Origin of the sequence: Nocardia sp. NPDC050408, from assembly GCF_044458905.1 — a bacterium.
Lineage (GTDB): Bacteria > Actinomycetota > Actinomycetes > Mycobacteriales > Mycobacteriaceae > Nocardia.
This window is the reverse complement of sequence record NZ_JBITIL010000024.1, coordinates 34370-59306: the sequence shown is the minus strand read 5'-3', so window position 1 is coordinate 59306 and position 24937 is coordinate 34370. Positions and strand designations below refer to the sequence as shown.

Below are 24937 nucleotides of genomic sequence, written 5' to 3'. Positions count from 1 at the left end.
TCAGACGGTGATTCGACTCCAGGGCAGAGCCTGAAGTCGCGTGCGGTCGTCGATGGCCCAGTCCCAGATCAGCTCCGCGACGGTCTGCGGGTCGGTAACGGTGATGCCGAAGTGCTGGTCCGGGGCGCCATCTCGATATTCGAGGGTGAATGTCCCGGACTTGTCACGGTAGGTCTGGATGTAGACCTGCTCGTCACGTTCGACGACCAGATACGGATTCGGCGGTGCCAGTTCGGAAACCCACTGGTCGGCAAGGGCTTTCGTCAGATAGGGGAATTCGCCCGCGCCGCCGTGGGTGACCAGCGCGGGCACATGTCCGGCCGGATCGATGAGCCAGGCCAGTTGCGGATCGTAGACCGCGTAGTCGAGCGGTGTCGCGATCTCGAAAAGCAATTGCCGGACGAATCCGATCGCGTCGTACGGGCACGGCACGTGCAACACCGCACCGGTGGCCGCGCCGCCGACCGGAACCGTACTCAGGAATCCATCCTGCTCGGGTAGTTCGGCATTGCGCTTGTTCAGCTCCGCCGCCATCGCCGCGACCAGTTCCGTCGCCGGTTGCCCCTGCTGGGTAGCCAGATACGCATCGACCTGCGCGATCGTCATCGCGACACCGGACGGCAACAAGATGTGGTCGTAGCTCACGACTCCGCCTCGCCGGTGCCCGGCTCCGCCGTGCGCCACGACGCGCTGTGCTGATGGGTCACTCGCTGACGCTCGCTCACCAGGCCAGCGTACGGGTGCTTGATAGCGGCCGATCCGGCGCAGCCGGGGGTCAGGCGGTATGCGACCTATCCGGTGCGAGTACCGCGCAGGCGCAGCCACCGGCGATATCACCGCAGTCGACGACGAAGGCGTGCCGTGTGTGGTCGAGATCGATGCAGTCCGCTTCGGTGCATTCGGCGGTGCGTGCGAGGTGGACGATAAGGGTGCCGTGGCAGTGGTCGATGGCGGACTCGCAGGACGGGCACGTCGGCACGCGCATATGGCCTCCAGACGAGATCGGTTCGTGAATCGGTCATAGCACCAGCCCCCGACAGCTAGTGGGAGATCGGTCGCGTGTCGCGCCGCAACCAGCGGTGCGAGGCGGCGGGCCACACCACTTCCCGGGTCGATCCGGGGGAACTACGTGCGAAGATGGCAGCACAGTCCATCGACATCGGCGCGCCGGGCATCCTCGATCTGCGCCGGGCGCGCACGGTGTGAGGACTGGTCAGCGATCGGTAAGCGAGCGGACATATGTCCGCGCTCCAGATAACGTCTGGCAGGGGAAGCGAGGTCGGCGCGGTGACTATGCGCGACGAAGCGCGAGGCTCGGGTGCTCGGGAATCCGAGACGACGCTGCTGAATGCCGGACGGCTGAGTGTCCGCGAGCAGGTTGCCGAACAGTTCGCCAGATATCGCGCCGAGGGTGCGGATTCCGCAGGCTACGACGAATGCGGCCGGCCGACGGGCGGGTATTACGACGAGTTGGTCGATCCAACGGGTGGTGTGCGGCGCATGTGGTCGGAGTTGTCCGCGGATTTCGTGGAATTGGGCACTTCGGGGCTCGGGCGGCTGGACAGCCGGGTGCGCAGGCTCATCGATGACGACGGCATCTACTACACCGAGGTGGGAGCGGCCGGCGAGCCGCCGATGCCGACCGCTTGGCGGCTGGATCCGATTCCGCTGCTGATCTCCGCCGACGACTGGACCCGGCTGGAGGCCGGGCTGGTGCAGCGCTCGCGGGTGCTCGATGAGGTGCTCACCGATATCTACGGCGCGCGCCGCACCATCACCACCGGTCTGCTGCCGCCGGAGGTGGTGTTCGGCAATAGCGGATATGTGCGCGCCGCGCATGGCATCACGATTCCCGGGCGACACCAGTTGTTTCTGCACGCCTGCGATCTCAGCCGGTGGAGCGACGGACAGTTCCGTGTGATCGCCGACTGGGCGCAGGCGCCATCGGGTGCCGGATACGCGCTGGCGGATCGGCGGGTGGTGTCGACGGCGATTCCCGAAGCCTTCGAACATTCCAATCCGCGCCCGCTCACACCGTTCGCGCGGGCCATGCGGTTGATGTTGATCGAATCCGCGCCGATGGCCGATGACGATGATCCGGTCGTCGTGGTGCTGAGTCCAGGTGTGCATTCCGAAACCGCCTTCGACCAGGCCTATCTCGCTTCGACGCTCGGTTTTCCGTTGGTGGAGAGCGCGGATCTGGTGGTGCGCGACGGTGCCCTGTGGATGCGCTCGCTCGGCACGTTGAAGCGGGTCGATGTGGTGCTGCGGCGGGTGGACGCCGAATTCTCCGATCCGCTTGACCTGCGGCCGGATTCGCGGCTCGGGGTGGTCGGGCTGGTGGAGGTGTTGCGTCGCGGTGCGGTGACCGTGGTGAATACGATCGGCAGCGGGTTGCTGGAGAATCCGGCGCTGGCCGGGTTCCTGCCGCGGATCTCGCGGGCGCTGCTCGGAGAGGAGTTGGCGCTCGAGAGCGCGCCGACGTATTGGGGTGGCAATGACAGCGAACGCTCGCATCTGATCGCGAATCTGGATCGGCTGATCATTCGTTCGGCGGTCGACGGTGCGACGCTGTTCGGTCCGGAACTGTCCAATGCGCAACGCGCGGAGCTGGCCGTTCGGATCGAGGATCGCGGCTGGCAATGGGTCGGGCAGGAGCCCGCGCAGTTCTCGGTCGCGCCCGCGGTTCAGGGTTACGGCGGGCTCACCTCGGCACCTGTTGGTATGCGGCTGTTCTCGCTCGCCCGACGCGGCGGCTATACGGCGATGGAAGGGGGCCTCGGCCAACTGCGCCAACGCCTACAGCCTGAGCGAATAGTCATAAAGGTTGCCGCCAAAGACATCTGGGTCCGCGCGGCGCCCGCCGCTGTCGCCGCCATCGGCACCGAACCCACCCACGAGGAACGCGAACGCCGCGCCCCCACCCTCGAACCGATCAGCTCTCCCCGCGTCCTCAACGACCTGTTCTGGATGGGCCGCTACAGCGAACGCGCCGAAGCCGTTGTACGACAACTGATCGCAACCCACGACTGCTACCAGGACTATCGCTACCGCCCCTGGCTGGCAGGCGCCGACGCACTGCCTGCACTGATGGCCGCACTGGCCCGCACCACGGGGACGCTGGCTCCGCTCAGTGTGCTGCCTGATGGTGCCGGTGTCGTGCAGAAGTTGCCCGCGGAACCACCTGCGTCGCAGTCGCAATCAGCGGAGCAGGGGCCTATTGCGTCGAGCTCCGCTGATTCCTCGAAGCCGATGGCGGCGATCACCGCGCGGGCGGCGGTGCCTGGGACAGGGCGGGCCGGGCATGACTATTTGGTGGCGTTGACTGTCGATCAGGATATGCCGGGGTCGATGGCGTTTGCGATCCATCGGTACGGGTCGGCGGCGCGGGCGGTGCGCGATCAGCTGTCGGTGGATACCTGGATGATTCTGGGGGCGGTGGATCGGGCGCTGGTGGAATATCGGTTCACCGGTGATGATCAGGAAACGGCATTGTCGGCGCTGCATTCGCTGTCGTTGGCGGCGCTGCTTTCGCTGTCCGGTATCGGTGCCGAATCGCTGGTGCGCGATACCGGTTGGTACGTCATGGATATCGGCAAGCGCATCGAACGGGGGCTGTCGCTGACCGCATTGCTCGCGGCCGCGCTGACGAATGCCTATCGGCCGGAAGCCGAGCGGGTGGTCATCGAAACGGTGCTGAAGGCGACCGAGTCGTCGGTGAGTTACCGTCGTCGGCACCGGGATTCGGTGCGAGTATCGGCGGTCACCGGACTGCTACTTTTCGATGCCGGGAATCCGCGCTCGCTGGCCTATCAGCTGCATCGGCTCGATGCCGACTTCCAAGCGCTGCCGGGTAATTCGCGATCCTCCCGCCCGCAACGGCTGCTGGCCGATGCCCAGCGCATGCTGCGCCGGGTAGACCCGGACGAGCTGGATGTCACCGATGCCGAGGGTCGGCGTAGCGAACTGGCCGAGTTGTTGGAGGGCGTGCATTTGCGGTTGCGCAAGATCTCCGAATCGTTCGAGACCACGAAACTGGCGCTGCCGATCGGCATCCAGCCGCTGTGGGGTAGCACGAGGGTCGTTGGATGACCGTGCCCAACGCCGCCGCCCGGCGCTATCGGGTCGAGCATCGCACCACCTACAAATATTCCGGCGAGGTCACCAGCTCCTATGGGCGCGCCTATCTCACGCCCCGGGATTTTCCCGGACAGCGCCTGCTCTCCCATGAGATCCACATCGATCCGACACCATCGGACCGCTCGATCGGCACCGATGTGTACGGCAACACCACCTCGTATTTCCATGTCACGGCCGAACATACGAAGCTCGTGGTCACCGGCGAATCCATGGTCGAGGTCGAGGTACCAGATGCCACAGCTGTGAGCGCGACCGCCGAGCCGTGGGAGCGGTCCCGTCCGTGCACCGCGAATGGCCCACTCGCAGTGGAGTTCACCCTCGACCTGCATCCACCCGAGGTCACGCCCGAGCTCACCGCATACACCGCCGAATCTTTGAAGCCCGGCAGGCCACTACTGGAAGCGGTGACCGAACTCAACACCCGCATCTACGAAGACTTCACCTACAAATCCGGCTCGACGACGGTATCCACTAGGGTCGCCGACGTCTTCGCGGCCCGCGCGGGCGTCTGCCAGGACTTCGCCAGAATCGGCGCCGCCTGCCTACGCTCACACGGCCTGGCCGCACGCTATGTATCCGGCTACCTGGCAACTGATCCGCCGCCGGGTAAGGAACGCATGGTCGGCGCGGACGCGACCCACGCCTGGTCCGCGGTATGGGTCCCCGGCGATACCGCACACGACCGGACCGGCCACTGGATCGGCTTCGACCCGACCAACGACCAATTCGCCGACGAGCGCTACGTAACCGTCGCATGGGGCCGCGACTACGCCGACGTGCCCCCGCTGCGTGGCATCATCTACACCGACGCCAGGGAGAGCTCGATCACCGTATCCGTCGACGTGGCGCCGGTAGAGGTGTAGCGATTTGCGCGATTTCACTCGCCCGAACTGCGCCCGACAATTGGCGGTGTGGCGGAGTTCGCCGGTACTTAGGTCCCAGCGCACCGGCGACGGATTGCCTTCGAGAATTCGGTGTGCCTGTCCTGTTCCCGCCCTCTGGGTTTCAGCCTCGCCGATCGCGCACTGCTGGTGATCGGCGATCCGCCGACGGATGCGGAGTAGATCGGTCGAACGGCGTCGTCGGTCGCGCCCGGTTCCAGCTCTGCGACAACTTGCATGTGCGGAATGCAATTGGCTGGTGCCGGTGCCCGGCACCGAGGTATCGGCCAGCGCGATCGTGCCGCCCCGTCGGGCACGTCGGAGAACGCTGACCGCGCGCACCGTTGGTGCGCGCGGTCAGCGCTGTGTGTTTCAGCCGATGCCGTTGGTCGCCATCATGTGCTCCGCGATGCCTTCCGGTCCCCATTGGTTTTGTGCCAGCGCCTCGTATACACAGATGAGCAGCAGAATCCGGGCGCGCTGTCCGGCCGTCAATTCGGTATCCAGATAAGACTCCTGGGCTCGCAGGCCGGTGCCGGATACCCGGCGCGGGCTGGGCTCCGACAGCAGCCAGAACAACTCCGGCCCGATCAAGGTCGAGCGTCCACCGGTTTCGGTGAACCAGCGCGACGAGTATTCGATCATCAACTCGATGAATGCTTCCCCGTTGCCGACCGATTCGGCGAACTGGTTCAGCGCGCCCGATCGGTCGAGGCCGCTCTGGATCACTGACGCGAGCCGGCCCGCGACCTCCCGGAATTGATCTATGCCCTGGTCTTGCCAAACGGTTATAGCCATCATTTACTCCATCGACGTGTCCGATTGTGGCTGAAGCAGTTTCGGGTCAGAAGGGGTTGATCTTTGTCTGGCCGTTCGGACCGGTGGTCACGAACGTCGGGGTGATCCACGGCGTGGCACCGGTCCTGGGCAGTGCGTTGGGCAGCACTGCTTTCGGAGCGATGAGCAGCGGATCGGTATTCTCCAGGATCACGGGAATCCGTGTCGGCACGACACGCTCGGACGGCGCTGCCGAGTTCCGATCCTCCTCCGCTGCCGAGTCCCAGTCCTCTTCCAGCGCCGCTAGGTTCCAATCGTCCTGTTCTGCTGAAACCCAATCCTCTTGTGCCGCTGGGGCGCGATCCAGTCGCGGTGCTGGAACGTGATCGTCCTGCGGTGTCGGGACGTGATCGCCCTGCCGTGTCGGGACGTGATCGCCCTGCGGTGCTGGGACGTGATCATCCTGCGCTGCCGAGGCGTGATCGTCCCGAGCTGCCTTGGCTTGCTCCTCCTGCGGCACTGGGACGTGATTCGCGGTGCGTGTGTGCCCGCGTCGGCGCCCGAACAGCATCAGGGTGAGATGCACCGCGAACAGCATCGTCATCGGCATGCCGGCGTACAGCGCCAAAGACACGGGGCTACCCCCGATTTCGCGCGCGTACTCGATATTTCCGGCCACCGATATCAGGGTCCAGAAGACGAATAGTGCCGTGGCGTACCACCAGCCCGAACTTCCCCTCCGGAAGGTGGCGGTGGCGATGATCGAACCGACGACCAGGCCATCGATGGCGATCGGCACATTCGCTGCGAGCGCTGGCGCCACCAGGTTTCGCACCGCCAGGTCGTGCAACGCGGCGAACGACATTTCGAATGACGTTAGTGCGACGACGCCGGTGACGATTGCCGAAGCATGCAACGGCCGTGGCCGCCACGCTCGTAGTCGGCTCACTAGGGACCGCCGCTCATTTGTTGGTGCCGACTGCTCTTCGAACCGATCCGATCTCGTTGGTGTGATCGTCGCCATAGCGGGAGCGTATCGTGAATCATCCGTTATTCCACCGAGGCGCAAGGGAAAAGCGCGTCGCGTTGCCCCTTTTCGCACACCGCGCGACCGACGGTGTCGGCATCACCGCGCGCCCGCGGATCACCCGCGACCAGCTTCGAATCGGCGATCAGGCGCGCAGGCGCTCGCGGCGGAGTTGGTCGACCTCGGGGAGGTGCAGGGGTGGCAGTTCGTCCACGCCGAGGACGCGGGACAGCAGCAGGTCGGCGAGTTCGGGGTTGCGGGCCAGGGCGGGTCCGTGCATGTAGGTGCCGATGGCGGAGCCCTGGACAACGCCCTCGAGGCCGTCGCCGACACCGTTGCCCACGCCGCGGGTGACGTGCGCGAGGCCGGTGGCGTCGCCGCCGAGTTTGGTTCCGCCGCGGTGGTTTTCGAAGCCGGTGAGGGCGGCGGTGAGACCAGGGAGCAGCGGCGTGGTCGTCACCTCGCCGATGGCGCGCTTGGCCTGCGGGGAGGTGGTGACATCGATGAGGCCGACGCCGTCGACACGCTCGCCGGTCGACGTCTCGTACCAGTGACCCAGCACCTGGATCGCGGCGCAGATGGCGAGTACCGGAGCGCCTTTCGCGGTGGCCCGCTGCAGCCCGGGATAGCGCTGCAGATGCCGGGTGGCCAGGCGCTGCGCCGAATCCTCGGCTCCGCCAAGGGTGTAGATGTCGAGCGACTCGGGAACCGGGTCGGACAGGGTGATTTCGACGATCTCGGCGTCATGGCCGCGCATGCGCAGGCGCTGCCGCAGCACCAGCGCATTGCCGCCGTCGCCGTAGGTGCCCATCACATCGGGCAGCACCAGGCCGATTCGTACGGTCGATTCCGTCCCATCCGTCACTGGCCACCACCCATCGTCGAATCGCTGCGCGACGCTGCCATCAGTTCTGCTCCTCCAGATCGCGGTTGAGATCGCGGAACGCGGTGTAGTTGGCCAGCACCTCGACCCGTCCCGCCGGACAGGATGCGATGGCGCGCACCGGATCCGGCACCGTTGTGTGCTCGACTCCGGCATAGGTCAGGCGCACCGCGAGATCTGTGGCGCGTTCACCGGCGGCCACCACCTGGACGCCCTCGAAATGCTCGAACCGCACATCCCACAGCCAGGACAGATCCTCGCCGTCGGGCACCTGCCCGTTCACCGCGATCACCAGCCCGGCCGAATCAGGCTCGATCATCGACAGCGCCTCCTGCCAGCCCGCCGGATTCTTCGCCAGCAGCAGCCGGGCGGCGTGCTCGCCGACCTGCACCGTCCGATAGCGACCGGCGATCTCGCGCACGGTACCCGCCGCGGTCGCCGCCGCGGCCGGATCCGCACCGAGGGCAACCGCCGCGGCGACCGCCTGCGCGGCATTGCCCTTATTGGCCCGTCCGGGCAGCGCCAATTTCAGTGGCAGCCGGACACCGTCGGGTCCGACCAGCTCGTCGCCGTCCAGCCACCAATTCGGTTCGGGCCGTTCGAAATCCGTGCCGGTACTGCGCCAATGCGCACCCTCCCAGACGATCGGCTCACCGCTGCGCGGACAGCTCGTCGCATCCATCGACCAACCGCTGCCCGCCGCGACCCACACCACATTCGGATGGTCGTAGGCAATGGAGGTCACCAGCACATCGTCGCAGTTGGCGATCACCACGGTCTGCGGATGCCGCGCCAGTCCGGCGCGCAGCTTGCGCTCGATCATATTGATCTCGCCGACCCGATCCAGCTGATCGCGGCTCAGATTGAGCAGCACCACCACGGACGGATTCAACGAATCGGTGACGTGCGGCAGATGCAGTTCATCCACCTCGATCGCGGCCAGCGGCGTCCCGCGGTGCGCGCTCAGCGCGGCCACGATGCCCGCATCCATATTCGCGCCGTCGGCCTGCGTGGCGACCTGGCCGAGGGTGCTCAATGCGGCGGTGGTCATCCTGGTGGTGGTCGACTTGCCATTGGTGCCGGTCACCAGCACCGTGCGCCGTCCCCGGCCCAGCTGATCCATGATCGTCTTATCGATCTGCAGGGCGATCAGCCCACCGATCATCGACCCCTTGCCGCGGCCCGCCTTCTGCGACGCCCACGACGCTGCCGCCGCCGCCCGCAGCGCGAGTCGCCCGCGCACCGTTATGTCTGCCACGCCGCGAGTCTATGTGTTCTGCTCGGCGGCGCATTCGCTGCGGCCCACCCGCTCGGCCGCAGTGACCGTACTCACTCCCGGTACAGCTTGGCTTGGTAATTTTCCGGCGAGTAGTAGCGCTCCAATTCCTCCACCGACTCCGTCACATTGGTCTGGACCTCCTTGACGAGCCGGGCCGGACTCGGCAGATCGTCGACCGGCCACTGCTCCGGTTCCCACAGGTGACTGCGGATGAACGCCTTGGCGCAGTGGAAGAAGATCTGCTCGATATCGACTTCGATCGCCAGGATCGGTCGATGGCCCTTGACCACCATGTCGTCGAAATACGGTGCGTCCCGAACCAGGCGGGCCCGACCGTTGATGCGCAACGTCTCGCGGCGACCCGGAATCATGAACAGCAGCCCGACGTGCGGATTACTGAGGATATTCAGGTAGCCGTCGGCCCTGCGGTTACCCGGCCGTTCCGGAATGGCGATGGTGGTGTCGTCGAGCACTTTCACGAATCCGGGCGGATCACCCTTGGGCGAGGTATCGCAATTGCCGTCGGCATCGCTGGTACTCAAGGCAATGAACGGGGTGGCCGCTATCCAGTCACGGTCGCGAGGATGCAGTGCCACGCGCTCCTTCGTCGCGGCTCGCGGCATGACCTCCCCGAGCAACTGCCGCAGCTCGGCCGGGTCGGTGATCTTATTGGTGTCGGTGGTCTCGCCCATAGTTCGATCAAAGCACCGGCACGGGGGCGCGGACGATCGAATTATGTTCCCGCGAGGGGAGATCGATCACAGTCGCACATCGAACAGGTTGGGCTGGCCCGCGGCGTAACGGTCGGCATCGATGCGGCGCAGCGGCTCCAATTCGGTGGCCCGGTAGAGCGTGAACTTGCGGCAGCGTTCGGCATTCGAACCCGAAACGTCGAGAATGGCATTGACCGCGTCGCGCGCGGACTCGTTGGCGCCCTCCATGGTTGCCAGATCGACATTGGTGCGCACGTAATCGCCCGCCAGGAACAGGTTTTCGAGCGCACCGTGGGTTTCCGGTCGACACTCCCATGACCCGGCGGTGTTGATAAGCAACGGATCGGCATTGGCATTGCGCCGCTGGGATTCCTGCCAGCTGATGCCCGGATCGAGGAACCAGGAATGCAGATCGGCATCGCGCAACAGATCGTCGCGATCGTTCAGATGCGCCCGCAGCTGCGCCCACACCTCGCGCGCGATCTCCTCGTGCGTGCACTCCTTGGCAGGCTTGCCGTAGAGCATGCCGGGGGAGTTCCAATCGGAGATATCGACCGAAAGGCAGTCCTGCACCGTACCGTCGCCGAATTCGGTCAGTTTGTGCGTCCACAGCTGATTCTGGGTGATCGAGGTGAGTGACCACGGGGCGTCGATATAGGCGGTGTGACCGTGTGAAATATCCATCGGCCTGCGCAGATAGAACTGGATGCCGTTCATCCAGTCGACGAAGAGCCGATCCATCGCGGCCAATTCCGGGCGCACCTCGAGCACGTCGGGCGACCAAAGGGCGCGGGCTTGTTCGGCGGGCAGCGCGACCACGAAGTAATCCGCGTCGATGCTGCGCTGAGCGCCGTTTTCATCGACGATGCGGGCTGCGGCGATCCGCCGCTCGCGCACGTCGAGCCCGCGCACCTGTGCCCCGAGCGCGAATTCCACGCCGAGGTCGCGCAGCCGCTGCACCCATGGATCGATCCACACCGAATCGGTCGGACCGTTCAGCACCCGGTCCAGCGCCCCGTCATTGCCGATTTCGAAGGGGTTGCCCAGGAACTGTTCGCCCATGGTGCCGATGGTGCGGACGCTGGCGACGTCCTCTTTCGCGGCGACCATGATGCTGGTCAGCGTGCGCGAGAGCAGGGCGCGGAATTCGTGGGAGCGCTGGTGGCCGCCGACGAAATCGCGCCACGAGGTATTTTCCCACTGTCCCAGCCGCCGGGCATCGCAGCTGGAATTGAAGACCAGTAGTCGATCCGCGAAATAGGCGCCCTCGTTGGCCGGCATTTTCAAGGCCGTCGCGATTGCCGCGCCCATGGTTTCACGGAATGCGTCCGGACTGAAATTGGTGCGGGCCTTGGGGCCCAAGGGAAGTCGGAAATCATCGCCGCCGCGGCGGGCGAAACGTGCCTCCGGCACGCCGATCAGGTTATTCCAAACGCCATCCGGATTGCCCGCGAACGGAATTCGCCGCATGGTGTCCGGAATATGCTGGTAGAAGCCGGGAAAGAAGCGGAAGCCGTGCTCACCGGGTAGCTCCGGCCGTCCGGCCGACCCACTGCCCGGCACCGGGATGCTGCGCGCCTTGCCCCCGAGCGCACGTCTTTCGAATACGGTGACCTGGAACCCACGCTCGGCCAATTCGTGCGCCGCGGTCAATCCCGCGACCCCACCGCCGAGTACCGCGACCCGCCTGCCGCCGGGACTGGCAGCGGCAGGCGCTGGTCTGAGCCCGCCGGCCGTTAGCGCCCCCGCCGTTGCTACCCCCATCGCAACCGTGCCGCGAAGCATTGTTCTTCGCGAAACGGTCCACTGTTGTTCTGCCATGCGCGTCTTTTGCTGCCTAGCCTCGGACCTGATCTCTACCGCCGCGAACACTGTAAAGCGACTGCTGGTGGGTGCGCCGACCCACCCCTGACGCCGCCGCCTGGACCTGGTCTCCCTCGCATTCGACCAGTACAGCGGGGCAGACATTACCGGGCGGTGTGACCGAGCCGAGTTGGTTTCTCGAACCGGCGTCATACGCAAACTTCGCAGGTCAGGGCGCCGTGGCGGCCGATACTTCCCAGGTGCGGAAGAAGAGGGCAGGTAAATCGCGTGCGGCTGTGCTGGGTTGTCTATCGCAGGCTGTGTTGACGAGCGTGCAATGGATCAGACATGCACCAACCAGGGTTGCCTGCCGAGCAGCGGCTCCGGTGCCGGGGTACGGTCGCACCCGGTTCCATCGCTGCTGTAATCGGCGTGGCGGTCGGCTCGGGCCGACTCCAACCAGGGTTGTGTGCGCAGGGGTGGCTCCGGCGCTGGGACAGGGTCGAATCCGGTTTGGCCGTTGCGGTAGTCGTATGGGGGTCGGCTTGGGGCCTGCACCAATCGGGGTTGTGTGCCGTGGGGGTGGCTCCGGCGCTGGGACAGGGTCGAATCCGGTTTGGCCGTTGCGGTAGTCGTATCGGGGTCGGCTCAGGCCTGCACCAATCGGGGTTGCGTGCCCAGGGCCGGTTCCGACACCGATTCCGCCGCTGGGGCGTTCGCATCGCGGCGGCTCGCCTTCGTCGCCGCGAACGCACCCGCGATCACGATGGCTCCGCCGAGCAGCGACAGTGGCGTCGGGTCCTCGCCGAAGGCGGCCCAGGCGGCGAGGATGCCGACCACCGGGACCAGCAGGGACATGGGCGCGACCGTGCTGACCGGGTATCGGCTCATCAGGTAGGTCCACAGGCCCGAGCCCGCGATGGTGCCGAGCGCGACGATGTAGGCGAGGCCGAACAGTGCGTGCCAGCCGCCGGGGGAGGTGACATCGGTCAAGGCGTGCAAGCCGGTAGTCGGTCCTTCGATGAATGCGGACAGCGCGAACATCGGGATCGGCGGCACGACCGTCATCCAGAGCGTCAGATGCAGCGGTTCGACATCGCCGGACGCCGTGGCCAATCGTGAACCGATATTGCCGAAGGCCCAGCCCAGACCACCCGCCAGCGTTAGCAGCACCGGCAGCAGCGCCGCTTGCTGTGCGCGATCGAGCCCGATCACCACAATGCCCGCCACGGCGACGGCAATGCCGAGCAACTGGGTCCCCCGCAGCCGCTCTCGCAGGAACAGCGCGCCCAGGACCACGGTGAACGGCGCGGAGGATTGCAGCACCAGCGAGGACAACCCGGTCGGCATGCCCGCACGCATCGCGGTGAACAGAAAGGCGAACTGCAGAATCCCGAATCCGATCCCATACAGCAGCAACCACCGCAGCGGCACCTTCGGCCGCGGCACGAACACCAACACCGGCACCGCGATCACCGCGAACCGCAGCGCAGCGAAAAAGAACGGCGGAAAGTGGTCCAGCCCTAGCCGGATAGCAATGAAGTTCAGGCCCCAGAGCAGGACAACGGTAAGCCCGAGCAAGCGATCACGATTGGTCACATTCCTTATCGTCGGTAATGAAACCGATAAGAACAATCGAATAAATATGCACTATCGATGTAGCATCGCTTAATGGTTTTGGACGTGCGGGTTGGGCCACCGATGGCGGTTGAGCGGCTGCGGGTGCTGCGGGAGTTCGCGGATCGCGGGACTATCGCAGCTGTGGCCGAGGCACTTTCGATGACTCCTTCCGCGGTATCGCAGCAGCTCAAGGTGCTTGCCAAGGAAGCGGGTGTCGCGTTGCTCGAGCCGGATGGGCGGCGGGTTCGGCTCACCGATGCGGGGCAGGCGCTTGTGGTGCGTGCTGATGAGGTACTTGCCGCGATGGATCGTGCGGTTGCGGAGATGGCGCACTATCGCGGGTCCGCGCGTGGCCGGGTTCGGGTCGCGCTGTTCCCGTCCGGCGCGGCGCTGCTGCTGCCACGGGTGCTGCCTGCGCTGGCCGACAGTGGTGTCGAGGTTGTCGCCCGTGACGAGGATCTGCCGCCGACTGAAGTGCCGCGGCTGCTGGCCGACTACGACATCGTCCTCACACACCGCGACGAGCGCTCGCCGGGTATCGCGGGCCCTCGCGTCAGCACCACGGTTATCATGCGCGAACCCACCGATGTCGTTGTCGCACCGACCCATCCGCTCGCGACTCGCACCGAGGTGACCCCGGCCGAACTCGCCGAGGAAACCTGGCTCAGCGTGCGCGGCGGCTTCCCGGTCGACGACGTGCTGCGCTCGATCGCCACCATGACCGGTGTCCAACCTCGTATTGCCCAGCGCCTCAACGACTTCCGCGTCATCGAAACCCTCGTCGCCGCCAACTACGGCGTCGCCCTCATGCCGCGCTGGGCGGTGGCCCACCCGGACCTCGCCGTGCTACGCCTGTCCGGCGTCCGCGCCGCCCGCCTCTACGAATTGGCTACCCGCCCCCACACCGTGACCCGCCCCGCCATAGCCACCGTCCTGCAAGCCTTCCGAACTGCGGCTACCGAAGTCGCCGCCGAATAGCGGCCGAATCAACGCTGGCGCAAACCATGTGGCCTCCGCACACAGGTTGCAACCTATGCGAGGGTGCCCATCGCTGTGCGTCATGTGAATTCTCGAGCCTTCCCACACCACCGCAGCCGAAGTCGCCGCGGAGTAGTCGCTCACGCAGCGTTGGCGACGACCGTGTGGCACGGTCACACCGGTTGCGGTCTATGCGAGGGTGTCACACGGTCTGCGCCAGGAATTCTCGGGATACGCGGCAGGCCTCGGATGCTCAATCCGTTGGCCGCCATGGCGACGACGGATCGAACCTGTCTCGGACAACGTGCTTCGAAACGCTAGTAGTGCCGGGGCGGGCCCGGGCGGTACTGCTGGTTGCCGATGTAGCCGAAATCGTCGGCGACCATGGCGGCCAGTTCCAGGAGTGCGCGCCGGGTCGGCTTGCTCACCAGTTCCAGGTCGATCTCGGCGCCCTCGGCGAGGTGGTCGTCGAAGGGCACCACCTGGACCGCGCGGGTGCGGTCGAGGAACAGTTTGCGTAGCTGGTCCAGGTCGACGGTGGAGGCACCGCGGCGAGATGCGTTGACCACCACCACGGTTCGCTCGACCAACTTGCCGTAGCCATGGTGGTCCAGCCAGTCCAGGGTGGCCGAGGCGCTGCGGGCGCCGTCGATGGCGGGTGAGGTCACCAGCACCAGTGAGCTGGCCATATCGAGCACACCGGCCATGGCCGAATGCATCAGACCGGTACCGCAGTCGGTGAGGATGATGTTGTAGAACGACTGCAGGATGCTGATGGCCTGGCGGTAATCGGCCTCGCTGAAGGCTTCGGAAACCGCAGGGTCCTGTTCACTGGCAAGCACTTCCAGTCGGCTCGGCGCCTGGGACGTATGCGCCCGGACATCGGAGTACCTGCTGATGTGCTGATCCTCGAGCAGATTGCGCACGGTGGAGCGGGTCTGGCGCGGCACACGATGCGCCAGGGTGCCGAGGTCGGGATTGGCGTCGATCGCGATGACTCGGTCGCCGCGCAGCGAGGAGAACGTCGATCCGAGCCCGACCGTGGTCGTGGTCTTGCCGACGCCGCCCTTGAGCGAGAGGATCGCGATCCGATAGTCCCCGCGCACCGGCTGATTCACCCGGTCGACCAGATCGCGGTAGACGACATCGGCCGCGGACTCCCCCGGATTGATCATGCCGCCGGAAGCCTTGTGCACCGCGCGCCGCCAGCCACTGCGCGGCGCCTTGCGCGCCCGCTTGAGCAGGTTCAGGTCATTGACCGAATGTCCCGGTTGGCCGGGCTGCGGCACATGCTGCGGCTGGAACGGCAGCTGGGTATTCGGCGGGCCGCCTTGCCATCCCGGCGGCGGGCCCTGTTCGGTATACGGCATCATGCCGGTGCCCGGACCTTGCTCGCCATACGGCATCAGACCGGTGCCCGGCCCCTGCTCGGCGTACGGCAGCTGCCCGGTGTGCGGCCCTTGCTCGGCGTACGGCAGCTGCCCGGTGTGCGGTTGCTGGCCCATCGGTGGTTGCTGGCCCACGGGTGGTTGTCCCATCGGGGGCTGTTGTCCCATGGGCGGCTGCTGATACATCGGCGGCTGCTGCACCGGCGGTGGCGGCGCCCAACTGTAGATCGGCGGCTCGGGCGGACTTTCCGCCGGGACCCGTCGGACCAGCCCATCGGGCCCGATCTCCTGCCGGTACTCGCCATAGGATGGCTCGGGCTGAACCGGATGGTTTCCGCTCTGGCCGGGACCCGGCTGATGCGACTGCGCGAATTGACCGGTGTTGTAAGGCGTTCCGGGCGGCGCGAAAACCTCGGGCGGTCCGTACTGCTGCTGCGGCGGCACTCCGGCCTGCGGGTAGTTGGTCTGATCCGTTGGCCCGCCCGGGTATCCGGTGAACTCCGACTGTTCGGACTCGTCGGGCTGTTCGGTAACCTCGGCGGCCTCATGCTCGTCGGTTGCGGGCTCCGCGTCGACGGGTGCGGACTCGGCCGCTTCATCCGGCGCCGAGGAGTCGGTGGTGACCTCGGCCGTATCCACCGAATGACTCTGCAGCCAGGGCGGAGAAGTCGGGTTGTGGTCGTTAGTTGTCACAGTTCCCCCATCTGCTCGGTAATTCGAGCAGAGAGCTCGGCGCTTGAATGCGAATCAACGCTAGCACGGGGTATTCGGCCCCGCGCCGTGGTATACACGGCCGCCGCGTCGCGTCAAACACCGCGACCAGCCGTAACTCGAAAACACTGTCCAACAGCAAGTTCGAGAGCCGGGCGCCCGGGTCGGCGACGAATTGTCACCAACGGATGCCCGGCCCCCACCGTACTCTCAGGTCTGAGCCGAGGTGTCCCGATCGATCGGACCGAATCAGTTGACCCGCTTCCGGGCCGACCTTCGGACCCGAATCGCGCAGTCGGACTCAGCGTTCCCGTGCTCGCCGACGCAACGTGCAGACTCCGCTTATCGGCTCGGTCCGGCGACTCCGGCTCAGTGCGCCCGGTTCACCGCCGACACCACGGCCCGCAGCGAGGCGGTCGTAATCGAGGTGGCGATGCCGACACCCCACACCACCTTGTCGCCGATCGCGCACTCCACATACGCCGCCGCCTGCGCGTCGTCACCTGCCGACATCGCGTGTTCGGAGTAATCCAGCACGCGCACATCGAATCCGACCGTCGCGATCGCATCGACGAAGGCGGCGAGCGGTCCATTGCCCGCGCCGGTGACTTCCTGCTCGACGCCCTCGACCTTCACCACCGCGGTAATCGAGTCCACGCCGCCGTCGGTCTCGGAGGCGGTCACCTTCTGCCGCATCCGCTCCAGCGGACGGATCGGGCTCAGGTATTCGTCGGCGAAGACATCCCACATCTCCTTGGGCGAAACCTCGCCGCCCTCACCGTCGGTGATCTTCTGGATCGCCTGGGAGAACTCGATCTGCAGCCGGCGCGGCAGCACCAGTCCGTGATCGGTCTTCATGATGTAGGCGACGCCGCCCTTACCGGACTGCGAGTTGACCCGAATGACGGCCTCGTAGGTGCGGCCCACATCCTTGGGGTCGATCGGCAGGTACGGCACCTCCCAGACGATGTCGTCGATATCGGATTCTGCGGCGTCGGCCGCGGTCTTCATCGCGTCCAGACCCTTGTTGATCGCGTCCTGATGCGAACCGGAGAACGCGGTGTAGACCAGATCGCCGCCGTAGGGGTGGCGCTCGTGCACCGGCAGCTGGTTGCAGTATTCGACGGTGCGGCGGATCTCGTCGATATCGGAGAAGTTGATCTGCGGATCCACACCGCGGGAGAACAAATTCATCCCCAGCGTCACCAGGCAGACATTGCCGGTGCGCTCACCGTTGCCGAACAGGCAGCCCTCGATGCGATCGGCACCGGCCTGGTAGCCCAGTTCGGCGGCGGCCACTGCGGTACCTCGGTCGTTGTGCGGATGCAGCGACAGCACGATCGAATCGCGGCGGGCCAGGTTGCGGCTCATCCACTCGATCGAATCGGCGTACACATTCGGGGTCGCCATCTCGACGGTCGCGGGCAGATTGATGATCATCGGCTTGTCGGGGGTGGGCGCGATGATCTCGGTCACCGCGTCGCACACCTCCTTGGCGTAGGACAGTTCGGTGCCGGTGTAGGACTCCGGGCTGTACTCGTAGCGCCAGTTGGTGTCCGGATACTTCTGTTCGATCTGCAGGCACAGCTCGGCGGCATCGGTCGCGATCTTCTTCACCGCCGCCTGGTCCGCGCGGAACACCACACGCCGCTGCAGGACCGAGGTCGAGTTGTAGAAGTGCACGATCACATTGGTCGCACCGGCGCACGCCTCGAAGGTGCGCTCGATCAGTTCGGCGCGACACTGGGTCAGCACCTGGATGGTGACGTCGTCGGGAATCGCTCCGTCCTCGACGATCTCGCGGACGAAGTCGAAATCGGTCTGACTGGCCGAGGGGAAGCCGACCTCGATCTCCTTGTAGCCCATCCGCACCAGTAGGTCGAACATGCGGCGCTTGCGGGCCGGGCTCATCGGGTCGATCAGGGCCTGGTTGCCGTCGCGCAGGTCGACGGCGCACCAGCCGGGAGCGCGATCGATGATCTTGTCCGGCCAGGTGCGGTCGGGCAGCGTGATCGGCTCGACCTCCTCGGCGAAGGGCCGGTAGCGGAAGGTTGGCATGGACGAGTTCTTCTGCCGGTTCCAGACGGGCTGGTCGGCAGGCGCGGGCTTACTCGGAGCCGTAATGGTGCGCGAGCCGGATACGTAGGCGTCAGCGGGGGACATGCGGTTTCTCCAGGGTGTGGTGGATCCCAGTTGTCGGGTCGACCGGCGCGGCAGGACCCCGCGACGGGAGGCCGGTCCGATCAGACCCCGTCGCGGCGGCCGAGAAGAAGTGCCCGCTGCATGATGCCGGCGAGTTTACCGTGCCTCGACGCCTCGCCGAAAGCCCGGTCCCCATCGTCCGGTCATCCGACGTAACGATTAGCGTTCCGACCGGCTGGAGGTAGGTTCATATGACTTGGCTGGAACAACTGGCGGTCTTCGGCGCGGGCATCGCGGCGGGCGGCATCAACACCATTGTGGGATCGGGCACACTGATCACCTTCCCGGTACTGCTCGCCTTCGGAATTCCGCCGGTCACGGCGAATGTGTCGAACACCATCGGTCTGGTTCCCGGTGGCGTGAGCGGGGCGTACGGCTATCGGCGCGAACTCGAAGGGCAGCGGGCCAGGTTGGTCCGGCTCGGCAGCGCGTCCCTGCTCGGCGGCACCACCGGCGCGATCCTGCTGCTCATCCTGCCCGCCGCGGCCTTCAAGGCGATCGTGCCGGTGCTGATCATCGCGGCGCTGATCCTGGTCGTGGTTCAGCCGCGGCTGGCGCGCTGGGTGAAGGAACGTCGCGCGGCCGATACCGGTCCGGCGCCCGAACACGGTGGCCTGATCCTGTACGTCGCGATATTTCTGTGCGGCATCTACGGCGGCTATTTCGGCGCGGCCCAGGGCGTGTTGTTGATCGGTTTGCTCGGAGTGTTCGTGCACGAGGACATCCAACGGCTCAACGGGGTCAAGAATGTGCTCGGTCTGCTGGTGAACGCGGTTTCCGCGGTGGTGTTCACGATGATCGCCGACGTCGACTGGCGGGTCGCCGCGCTGATCGCGGTCGGCTCGATCATCGGCGGCGTACTCGGCGCGAAGCTGGGCAGGCGGATGCCGCCAACCGCATTGCGTGCGGTGATCGTCGTGGTTGGCGGCATTGCGGTCGTCCGATTGCTGATGACCTAGCCGCAATAGTCTTGTCGACCAGCGCGGTTCGACCGGATACGGAGGAAGTACGTGGCACTCGAGATGCGAAACCCCTAGTGCGGTCGTACTTGTGGCGGATTGGTCCCAAAGGAGGACGACGGCAGCCTGGTCCGCAACGCAGGATGATCGGTATGCGCGGGTGGAAGATCGTCGGGTTGGCGCTGACGACCGTATTGGTGCCGACATTGGTTTCGTGCTTCCGGCAGAGCGAAGCGGTCTCGCAGGTCGCCGAACTGGTCGCACAAGCCGATTCGGCACCGACTCCGAAACTCGATTGGGCCCAGTGCCCCGAATCGGAGTTGAGCAAGTATCAGTGCGCGACGGCCGCGGTCCCGATCGACTACGCGCAGCCCAACGGTCCGACGCTGGCGCTGGCCCTCATCAAACAGCCCGCCGCCGATCAGGACCGTCGCATCGGCACTCTGTTCAGCGCGGTCGGCGGACCCGGCGGTTCGGGCTTCAAATGGGCGAGCCACAGTGTGCTGTCCTCCGGTGAGGTGGCCCGCCGATTCGACGTGATCACCTTCGATCAGCGCGGTATCGGGCGCAGCGGTCAGGTGCGCTGTTTCGCGAATGCCGAAGAGCGGCACCGGTTCTGGTCCGATTTCCGGCTTCCGCCGACGAATGCCGAACAGGAGGCCACCGCCGCGCGCAATGCCCGCGAACTGGCTGCCGGTTGCGCCGCGCACAGCCCGGAGTTGCTGGCGCACCTGACCACCGTCGATGCCGCCCGTGATCTGGATCTGCTGCGCCGCGCGGTCGGCGAGACGACCATGACCTACACGGGCGGGTCCTACGCGAGTTATCTGGGCGAGGTGTACGGCGCGCTCTTCGGCGACCGGGTCCGTGCGCTGCAACTCGGCTCGATGATCGACCCGGACGCCTACACCAACGCTTCGCGCGCGCAGATCGCCGACTCCGCGGCGGGCACCGAGGAGGTGCTCGCGGAGTTCCTGCGGCTGTGTGCCGAAGCCGGACAACCGCATTGCGTCTTCGCGGGGCCGACCAAAACCGATCCGGCCGCACTGCGCACCCGCAACGACGCCGTACTGGACCGGCTGCGCCAGGGACCCATCGTGGTCGGTCAGGGTGCGCACACCCGCGCGGTAACCCTCACCGAGATGCTGCCCGCACACGCCACCATGCTCTACGACACGAAGGAGGGCTGGCCCGCACTGGCCGAACTGCTCACCGAATTGGAGCGCGGATCGGCGGGCGATCCCGATGTCGTACAGCAGATTCTGGACGCGGGCGGCTTCACCGAGGACTTCCTCGACGCCTTCACCGCAATCTCGTGTGCGGACAACAGCTTCGGCCGCGAACCGGAGCAATGGCCTCTCATGGCGGCCGAATTAGCCGGTACCGCACCGCATTACGGTCCAATGTGGCTGTATCTGCGACAGGCCTGCGGTGCTTGGCCGGCACCGGCGAAGGGGTATCCGCAGCGCATAACCGGGCCGTGGATTCTGCGCTCGGATAAACCCGCCCTGCTGTTCAACAACCGCTTCGACCCGGTCACCCCGCTGACGGCCGCCCGCCGGGCCCAGCAGGAGTTGGTCAATGCCAGGCTGGTGATCGTCGAGGGCGGCTACGGCCACCTGGTGGTGAGCGACTGCGCTGGTCGTCTGCAGGAGCACTACCTTGTGGACCTGCAACTCCCCGCGCCCGGCGCTACCTGTAAGCCGGACAAAGCCCCGTTCACCGACTGAAACGCCAGTACCGGAAACCGCTCGACCAAGATCGTCGGTATCCTTCGACTACCACTGTTCAGGACTCCCGAATCCCGGTAGTCTGCGCTCGGCCATGCATGATGAGGGAGGTGGCCAGGTGCACAGACGTGCCTTTTTCAAGGCAGCCGGTGCGGCCGCGATGCTGGGTGTCGCGAGTACCGCACTGGATAGGGCGACAGCCGATGCCGCCGACCCGATCTGGGACAACTTTTTCCGCATGTGGGTCCCGGAAATCTTTGCGCCACTTCCCGATCCGCCCGAGCATTCGCCCGCGATCGTGATCGGCTCCGGCTTCGGCGCGTCGGTCACCGCACTGCGCCTGGCCGAGGCCGGCATCGCCAATACCGTGCTGGAGCGCGGTTCGCGCTGGCCGAACGATCCATGGCGGGAAATCTTCACCGGTGACGATCTGCCCGACGGCCGCGGTTTCTGGCATCGCACCAACTTCACCGGCGTCACCAAGGTCCCGATGCATTTCGCCAGCTTCGGTGGGGTGCTCGATTGCGTCGAGTATCCGGGCATCGACGTATGGCGGGCCGCTGCTGTCGGTGGCGGCTCGATCGTCTTCTCCGGTGCCATGGTCGCGCCCGAGCGCCGCTTCTTCGACCATGTCTTCGGCGGCACGGTCGATTACGGCGAAATGGCGCAGGTCTACTACCCTCGGGTCCGGGAGATGTTGCGGCTCAGCCCGATTCCTGCGGACCTCTACGCCGCTTCGCCGTTCGCGCATTCCCGGGCCTGGGACGAGCAGGTGCGCAGAGCGGGCTATCAGCCGCTCGCCAATGACTCGATCTTCAACTGGGATGTGCTGCGCGGCGAAATCGCCGGCACCACAAGGCCTTCGGCGACCGTGGCGCGCAGTAATCTCGGCAACTCCAACGGCGCGAAGTTCGACCTCGACCAGAACTACCTTCGGTACGCCGAGGGCACCGGCAAGTCCACCATCTATCCGGGGCACCGCGTCGATGCCATCGCGCAGGAATCCGGCGGCCGCTATTCGGTGACCGTGACAAAACTTTCGCCGACCGGCGAGGTGATCTGCACCCGCACCCTGACCTGCGACCGCCTGTTCCTCGGCGCGGGTTCGATCGGTACCTCGGAGCTACTGGTGCGGGCCCAGGCGACCGGCGCGCTGGCGAACCTCAACGAGCACATCGGCGATGGCTGGGGCACCAACGGTGATGTGGTGCTCGCTCGCGGTGCCAGCGATTTGGCCGGTTTCGGTCAGGGCGTGCCGAGCGTGAGCCGGATCCTCGACGAATCCGCCGTGCCGCTCACGCTCGAAAATTGGTACATCCCGGGCATTCCGTTCGAGACCGGCGCGCTCGCTTCATTGGGCATGGTGCTCGATCCGGCCCGCGCACGCTTCGGCTACGACCGCGCCCGTAATACGGTCGGGTTGTCCTGGTCGACCAAGAACCGTGACGATATCGTGGCGGCCGCCCGCGCGGTCGATCACCGGATCGCTGAACGCTCCAATGCCCTCGTCGAATACGGCGCACTCGGCTACGACGCGAACGCGCTGTTCACCGCGCACCCACTCGGTGGTGCGGTGCTCGGTCGGGCCACCGACGGCAACGGTCGCGTGCACGGTCACCCGGGCCTGTACGTGATGGACGGTGCGGCTATCCCTGGCAGCACCGGCACGGTCAACCCGTCGCTCACGATCACCGCGCTGGCCGAGCGCAATATCGAGGCGATCATCCGCGCTGGGAAGTAGCCCGGCGCGGCGCGTATTACTGTCGGCGGGACCGTTCGGCGTCGAAGGGATCCTTACGTGGCAACTCCAACCAGGCCGACCACGCCCGGCCTCGACGAATGGCCGAAGCTGGATTTTCCACGCAAGCCGCCCGCGCTGTGGTCGGACCTGGTGATGCTGGCGCTGGCCGTCGTCTCGGTCGTGCTCGTCACCTGGGTCACCTTCTTCGAAGTGTCCGCGCACACCTACCGCGTGATCGTGGTGCTCGATTACTCCGTGTGCGCGATATTCGCGGTCGAATTCCTCTGGCGCTGGCGCCGCGCGGGCTGGCCGTGGACGTTCCCGTTCATCTACTGGTACGAAGTGCTCGGCATGATCCCGGTGACCAGTCCGTTCTTCCGCGGATTCCGATTGCTGCGGATCGTGGTGATCGCGGTTCGCCTCGGCCGGGTCGCCGATCGGGCACTCGGCGATCGGGTGACCGCCGCAGTGGTGAACCGCTTCGTGACAACCATTGTCGAAGTCATCAAGCGCCCCATGACGATCGCGATCCTGGACGAGGTCGCGCATGTGCTGCGCGCGGGCCACTACACCCGCAATATCGCGGCGGCGCTGGAGGAGAACCGCGCCGAAATGGACGAGATGATCCTCGAACTCATCAAGAAGGATCCACAGGCCGGACGGGTCCGCTACATCCCGTTTCACGACGAGATCATCCGACTCATCGCCGACACCACATTCCGAATTGTGTTCCAGGTGCTGGCCGATCCCCGCACGGACGAACTGGTTTCGGACATGATCCGCGAGAACGTGGATCAGATCCGGGACGCCGTGCACGCCGGGGTGCGCGTCGAGCCGTCCAATCACGGCCCGACGCCGCACGAACAGACCGTGCGCTACCACCTCAGCCGTGTGCCGCGTGCCTGATCTCGTCGCGCGGCGCCGCGTAACGCATTGTCTCCCAGACGATCAGCAGCACCAGTACACCGCACAGCAGCCCCAGTGACGCCAGCGCGGGCAGTGCACAGGCCGCCGGAATCAGCGCAAGCAGCAGTACGGCGGCCACCAGACGCGGCACCGTGACGTTCCCGGTCGCGTACTGCTTGAACCCGACCAATGCGATCAGATACAGCACCACACCGCCGTACAGCGCGAACAGCGGTATCCCGGACAGCGAGTCTGTGAGGCTGTGCGCAGATTCGTCGCCGACGTAGTAGAGCACCTTCTTCAGCCCGAGCGAGAGTCCGATGATCCCGGCGATCATCGGGAAATGCCAGAAGGTGTAGGAGTTTCGGGCGATCTTGATCTGCCGCTCGCCGTTGGCCTGCTGCAGCTCGTGCTCCACCGACAGCGCCGCCACATCGAAGTACGCCCACCACAGCAGACCCGAAACCGCGAGTCCGAGTAGCGATCCGACGGCGATCGGCCACGAAATGGGCAGTCCAGCGACGCCGATGCCGATCGAGACGATCGATTCACCCAGCGCCACAATGGTGATCAGCCCGTAGCGTTCGGAGAAATGGCTGGCCGAGTTCAATCGCCAGTCCTCGCCCGCCAGCAGGGTCCACCCCATATCGCCGACGATCGCGGCGATCCACAGCACGATCTGCGTCGTCCCCGATGTCATCGCGGCGATGACGAGCAGGGTGGTCCCGATAGTGATGGAACCCAGACTCCAGCGCAGCACCTGGTTGCGCAATTGCGAATCCTCGGCGCTGGCCAGCACGAACATGCCCAGATGCACCAGGCGCACAATCAGATACGCGATCGCGAAGACCAGCGGGCCGTACCAGCCGCCGGCCGCGTCGTCGAAGGCCTCCGGAATGGTGAGTGCCGCCAGGAAACCACCGCCCATCGCGATGAACATGGCGACCCGCGCGATGCCCTCGTCCGCGCGCACCACATTGCCCAGCCAGGAGTATGCGATCCACAGCCACCACATGACGGCGAGTACCAACACCGCCCGCAGCATGTTCTTGGCGCTGGTGTCGTGTGCGACCAGGCCGGTGACCATGGTGAACGCGAAGACGAGCACCAGGTCGAAGAACAACTCGAGCTGCGTTACCGACGCATCCTCGGCCGTTGGCAACAGGCGTGCCCGTTTGGAACCGATCATGTTCACATCG

Annotated in this window: 20 protein-coding genes; 8 read left to right on the top strand and 12 right to left on the bottom strand. The window is 65.9% G+C overall.

Annotated features, from left to right (window positions below; genetic code table 11):
- Both ACIBJI_RS37980 and ACIBJI_RS37975 read right to left on the bottom strand, forming a co-directional pair.
- A complete protein-coding gene (locus tag ACIBJI_RS37980) occupies positions 1-645 on the bottom strand; it encodes a hypothetical protein (RefSeq protein WP_364358366.1) in 645 nt (214 codons plus the stop codon).
- A gap of 130 nt (positions 646-775) precedes the next feature.
- Complete coding sequence (locus ACIBJI_RS37975) at positions 776-985, bottom strand: hypothetical protein (RefSeq protein WP_364358363.1); 210 nt, start codon at positions 983-985, stop codon at positions 776-778.
- 74 nt (positions 986-1059) lie between these two features.
- On the opposite strand from ACIBJI_RS37975, the gene ACIBJI_RS37970 reads away from it, so the two are divergent.
- The 3 genes from ACIBJI_RS37970 (at position 1060) to ACIBJI_RS37960 (ending at position 5003) form a co-directional block, all read left to right on the top strand.
- Positions 1060-1206, top strand: a complete 147-nt coding sequence (locus ACIBJI_RS37970) for a hypothetical protein (protein ID WP_364358360.1) — start codon at positions 1060-1062, stop codon at positions 1204-1206.
- A gap of 87 nt (positions 1207-1293) precedes the next feature.
- Positions 1294-4092 carry a circularly permuted type 2 ATP-grasp protein gene (locus ACIBJI_RS37965; protein ID WP_396958017.1) on the top strand — a complete coding sequence of 933 codons (2799 nt, stop codon included), beginning with the start codon at positions 1294-1296 and terminating at the stop codon, positions 4090-4092.
- The gene (locus ACIBJI_RS37960; protein WP_364358357.1) at positions 4089-5003 is read left to right on the top strand and encodes a transglutaminase family protein; all 915 of its coding nucleotides are present in this window, start codon (positions 4089-4091) and stop codon (positions 5001-5003) included. The genes ACIBJI_RS37965 and ACIBJI_RS37960 overlap by 4 nt, the downstream gene beginning before the upstream one ends.
- Before the next feature lie 390 nt (positions 5004-5393).
- On the opposite strand, the gene ACIBJI_RS37955 is transcribed toward ACIBJI_RS37960, so the two are convergent.
- The 7 genes from ACIBJI_RS37955 to ACIBJI_RS37925 form a co-directional block, all read right to left on the bottom strand.
- Positions 5394-5819: a hypothetical protein gene (locus ACIBJI_RS37955; RefSeq protein ID WP_364358354.1), complete on the bottom strand. Its 426-nt coding sequence runs from the start codon at positions 5817-5819 to the stop codon at positions 5394-5396.
- A 46-nt stretch (positions 5820-5865) separates the two neighbouring features.
- Positions 5866-6822, bottom strand: coding sequence for a DUF2637 domain-containing protein (locus ACIBJI_RS37950; protein ID WP_364358351.1), 957 nt, complete (start codon positions 6820-6822; stop codon positions 5866-5868).
- A 148-nt stretch (positions 6823-6970) separates the two neighbouring features.
- A complete protein-coding gene (locus tag ACIBJI_RS37945; protein ID WP_364358348.1) occupies positions 6971-7690 on the bottom strand; it encodes a glutamine amidotransferase in 720 nt (239 codons plus the stop codon).
- A 40-nt stretch (positions 7691-7730) separates the two neighbouring features.
- Positions 7731-8966 carry a MurT ligase domain-containing protein gene (locus tag ACIBJI_RS37940; protein ID WP_396957969.1) on the bottom strand — a complete coding sequence of 412 codons (1236 nt, stop codon included), beginning with the start codon at positions 8964-8966 and terminating at the stop codon, positions 7731-7733.
- A gap of 71 nt (positions 8967-9037) precedes the next feature.
- Positions 9038-9679: a pyridoxamine 5'-phosphate oxidase family protein gene (locus tag ACIBJI_RS37935; protein WP_396957967.1), complete on the bottom strand. Its 642-nt coding sequence runs from the start codon at positions 9677-9679 to the stop codon at positions 9038-9040.
- A gap of 66 nt (positions 9680-9745) precedes the next feature.
- Positions 9746-11464, bottom strand: a complete 1719-nt coding sequence (locus ACIBJI_RS37930; protein WP_396957965.1) for an FAD-dependent oxidoreductase — start codon at positions 11462-11464, stop codon at positions 9746-9748.
- 687 nt (positions 11465-12151) lie between these two features.
- Positions 12152-13102 (bottom strand): EamA family transporter, encoded by a 951-nt coding sequence (locus ACIBJI_RS37925; RefSeq protein ID WP_396957963.1) that lies wholly within the window; start codon positions 13100-13102, stop codon positions 12152-12154.
- A gap of 102 nt (positions 13103-13204) precedes the next feature.
- Here ACIBJI_RS37925 and ACIBJI_RS37920 point away from each other — a divergent pair, with 102 nt between their 5' ends.
- The gene (locus ACIBJI_RS37920; protein WP_396958016.1) at positions 13205-14101 is read left to right on the top strand and encodes a LysR family transcriptional regulator; all 897 of its coding nucleotides are present in this window, start codon (positions 13205-13207) and stop codon (positions 14099-14101) included.
- A gap of 317 nt (positions 14102-14418) precedes the next feature.
- On the opposite strand, the gene ACIBJI_RS37915 is transcribed toward ACIBJI_RS37920, so the two are convergent.
- Both ACIBJI_RS37915 and leuA read right to left on the bottom strand, forming a co-directional pair.
- Positions 14419-16128 carry an AAA family ATPase gene (locus ACIBJI_RS37915; RefSeq protein ID WP_364358333.1) on the bottom strand — a complete coding sequence of 570 codons (1710 nt, stop codon included), beginning with the start codon at positions 16126-16128 and terminating at the stop codon, positions 14419-14421.
- A 441-nt stretch (positions 16129-16569) separates the two neighbouring features.
- Positions 16570-18363 carry a 2-isopropylmalate synthase gene (leuA, locus tag ACIBJI_RS37910; protein ID WP_397087962.1) on the bottom strand — a complete coding sequence of 598 codons (1794 nt, stop codon included), beginning with the start codon at positions 18361-18363 and terminating at the stop codon, positions 16570-16572.
- A 230-nt stretch (positions 18364-18593) separates the two neighbouring features.
- Between leuA and ACIBJI_RS37905 the strand changes: the two genes are divergently transcribed.
- The 4 genes from ACIBJI_RS37905 to ACIBJI_RS37890 all read left to right on the top strand — a co-directional run bounded on the left by ACIBJI_RS37905 (position 18594) and on the right by ACIBJI_RS37890 (position 23738).
- The gene (locus ACIBJI_RS37905; protein WP_364358327.1) at positions 18594-19361 is read left to right on the top strand and encodes a sulfite exporter TauE/SafE family protein; all 768 of its coding nucleotides are present in this window, start codon (positions 18594-18596) and stop codon (positions 19359-19361) included.
- 152 nt (positions 19362-19513) lie between these two features.
- Positions 19514-21091 carry an alpha/beta hydrolase gene (locus ACIBJI_RS37900; RefSeq protein WP_364359830.1) on the top strand — a complete coding sequence of 526 codons (1578 nt, stop codon included), beginning with the start codon at positions 19514-19516 and terminating at the stop codon, positions 21089-21091.
- Between the two features lie 118 nt (positions 21092-21209).
- A complete protein-coding gene (locus ACIBJI_RS37895; protein WP_396957955.1) occupies positions 21210-22832 on the top strand; it encodes a GMC oxidoreductase in 1623 nt (540 codons plus the stop codon).
- Between the two features lie 57 nt (positions 22833-22889).
- A complete protein-coding gene (locus tag ACIBJI_RS37890) occupies positions 22890-23738 on the top strand; it encodes an ion transporter (RefSeq protein WP_396957953.1) in 849 nt (282 codons plus the stop codon).
- Here ACIBJI_RS37890 and ACIBJI_RS37885 read toward each other — a convergent pair.
- Positions 23716-24927 carry a low temperature requirement protein A gene (locus ACIBJI_RS37885; RefSeq protein ID WP_397087959.1) on the bottom strand — a complete coding sequence of 404 codons (1212 nt, stop codon included), beginning with the start codon at positions 24925-24927 and terminating at the stop codon, positions 23716-23718. The two genes, ACIBJI_RS37890 and ACIBJI_RS37885, sit on opposite strands and share 23 nt — an antisense overlap.
- Positions 24928-24937 lie beyond the last annotated feature (10 nt).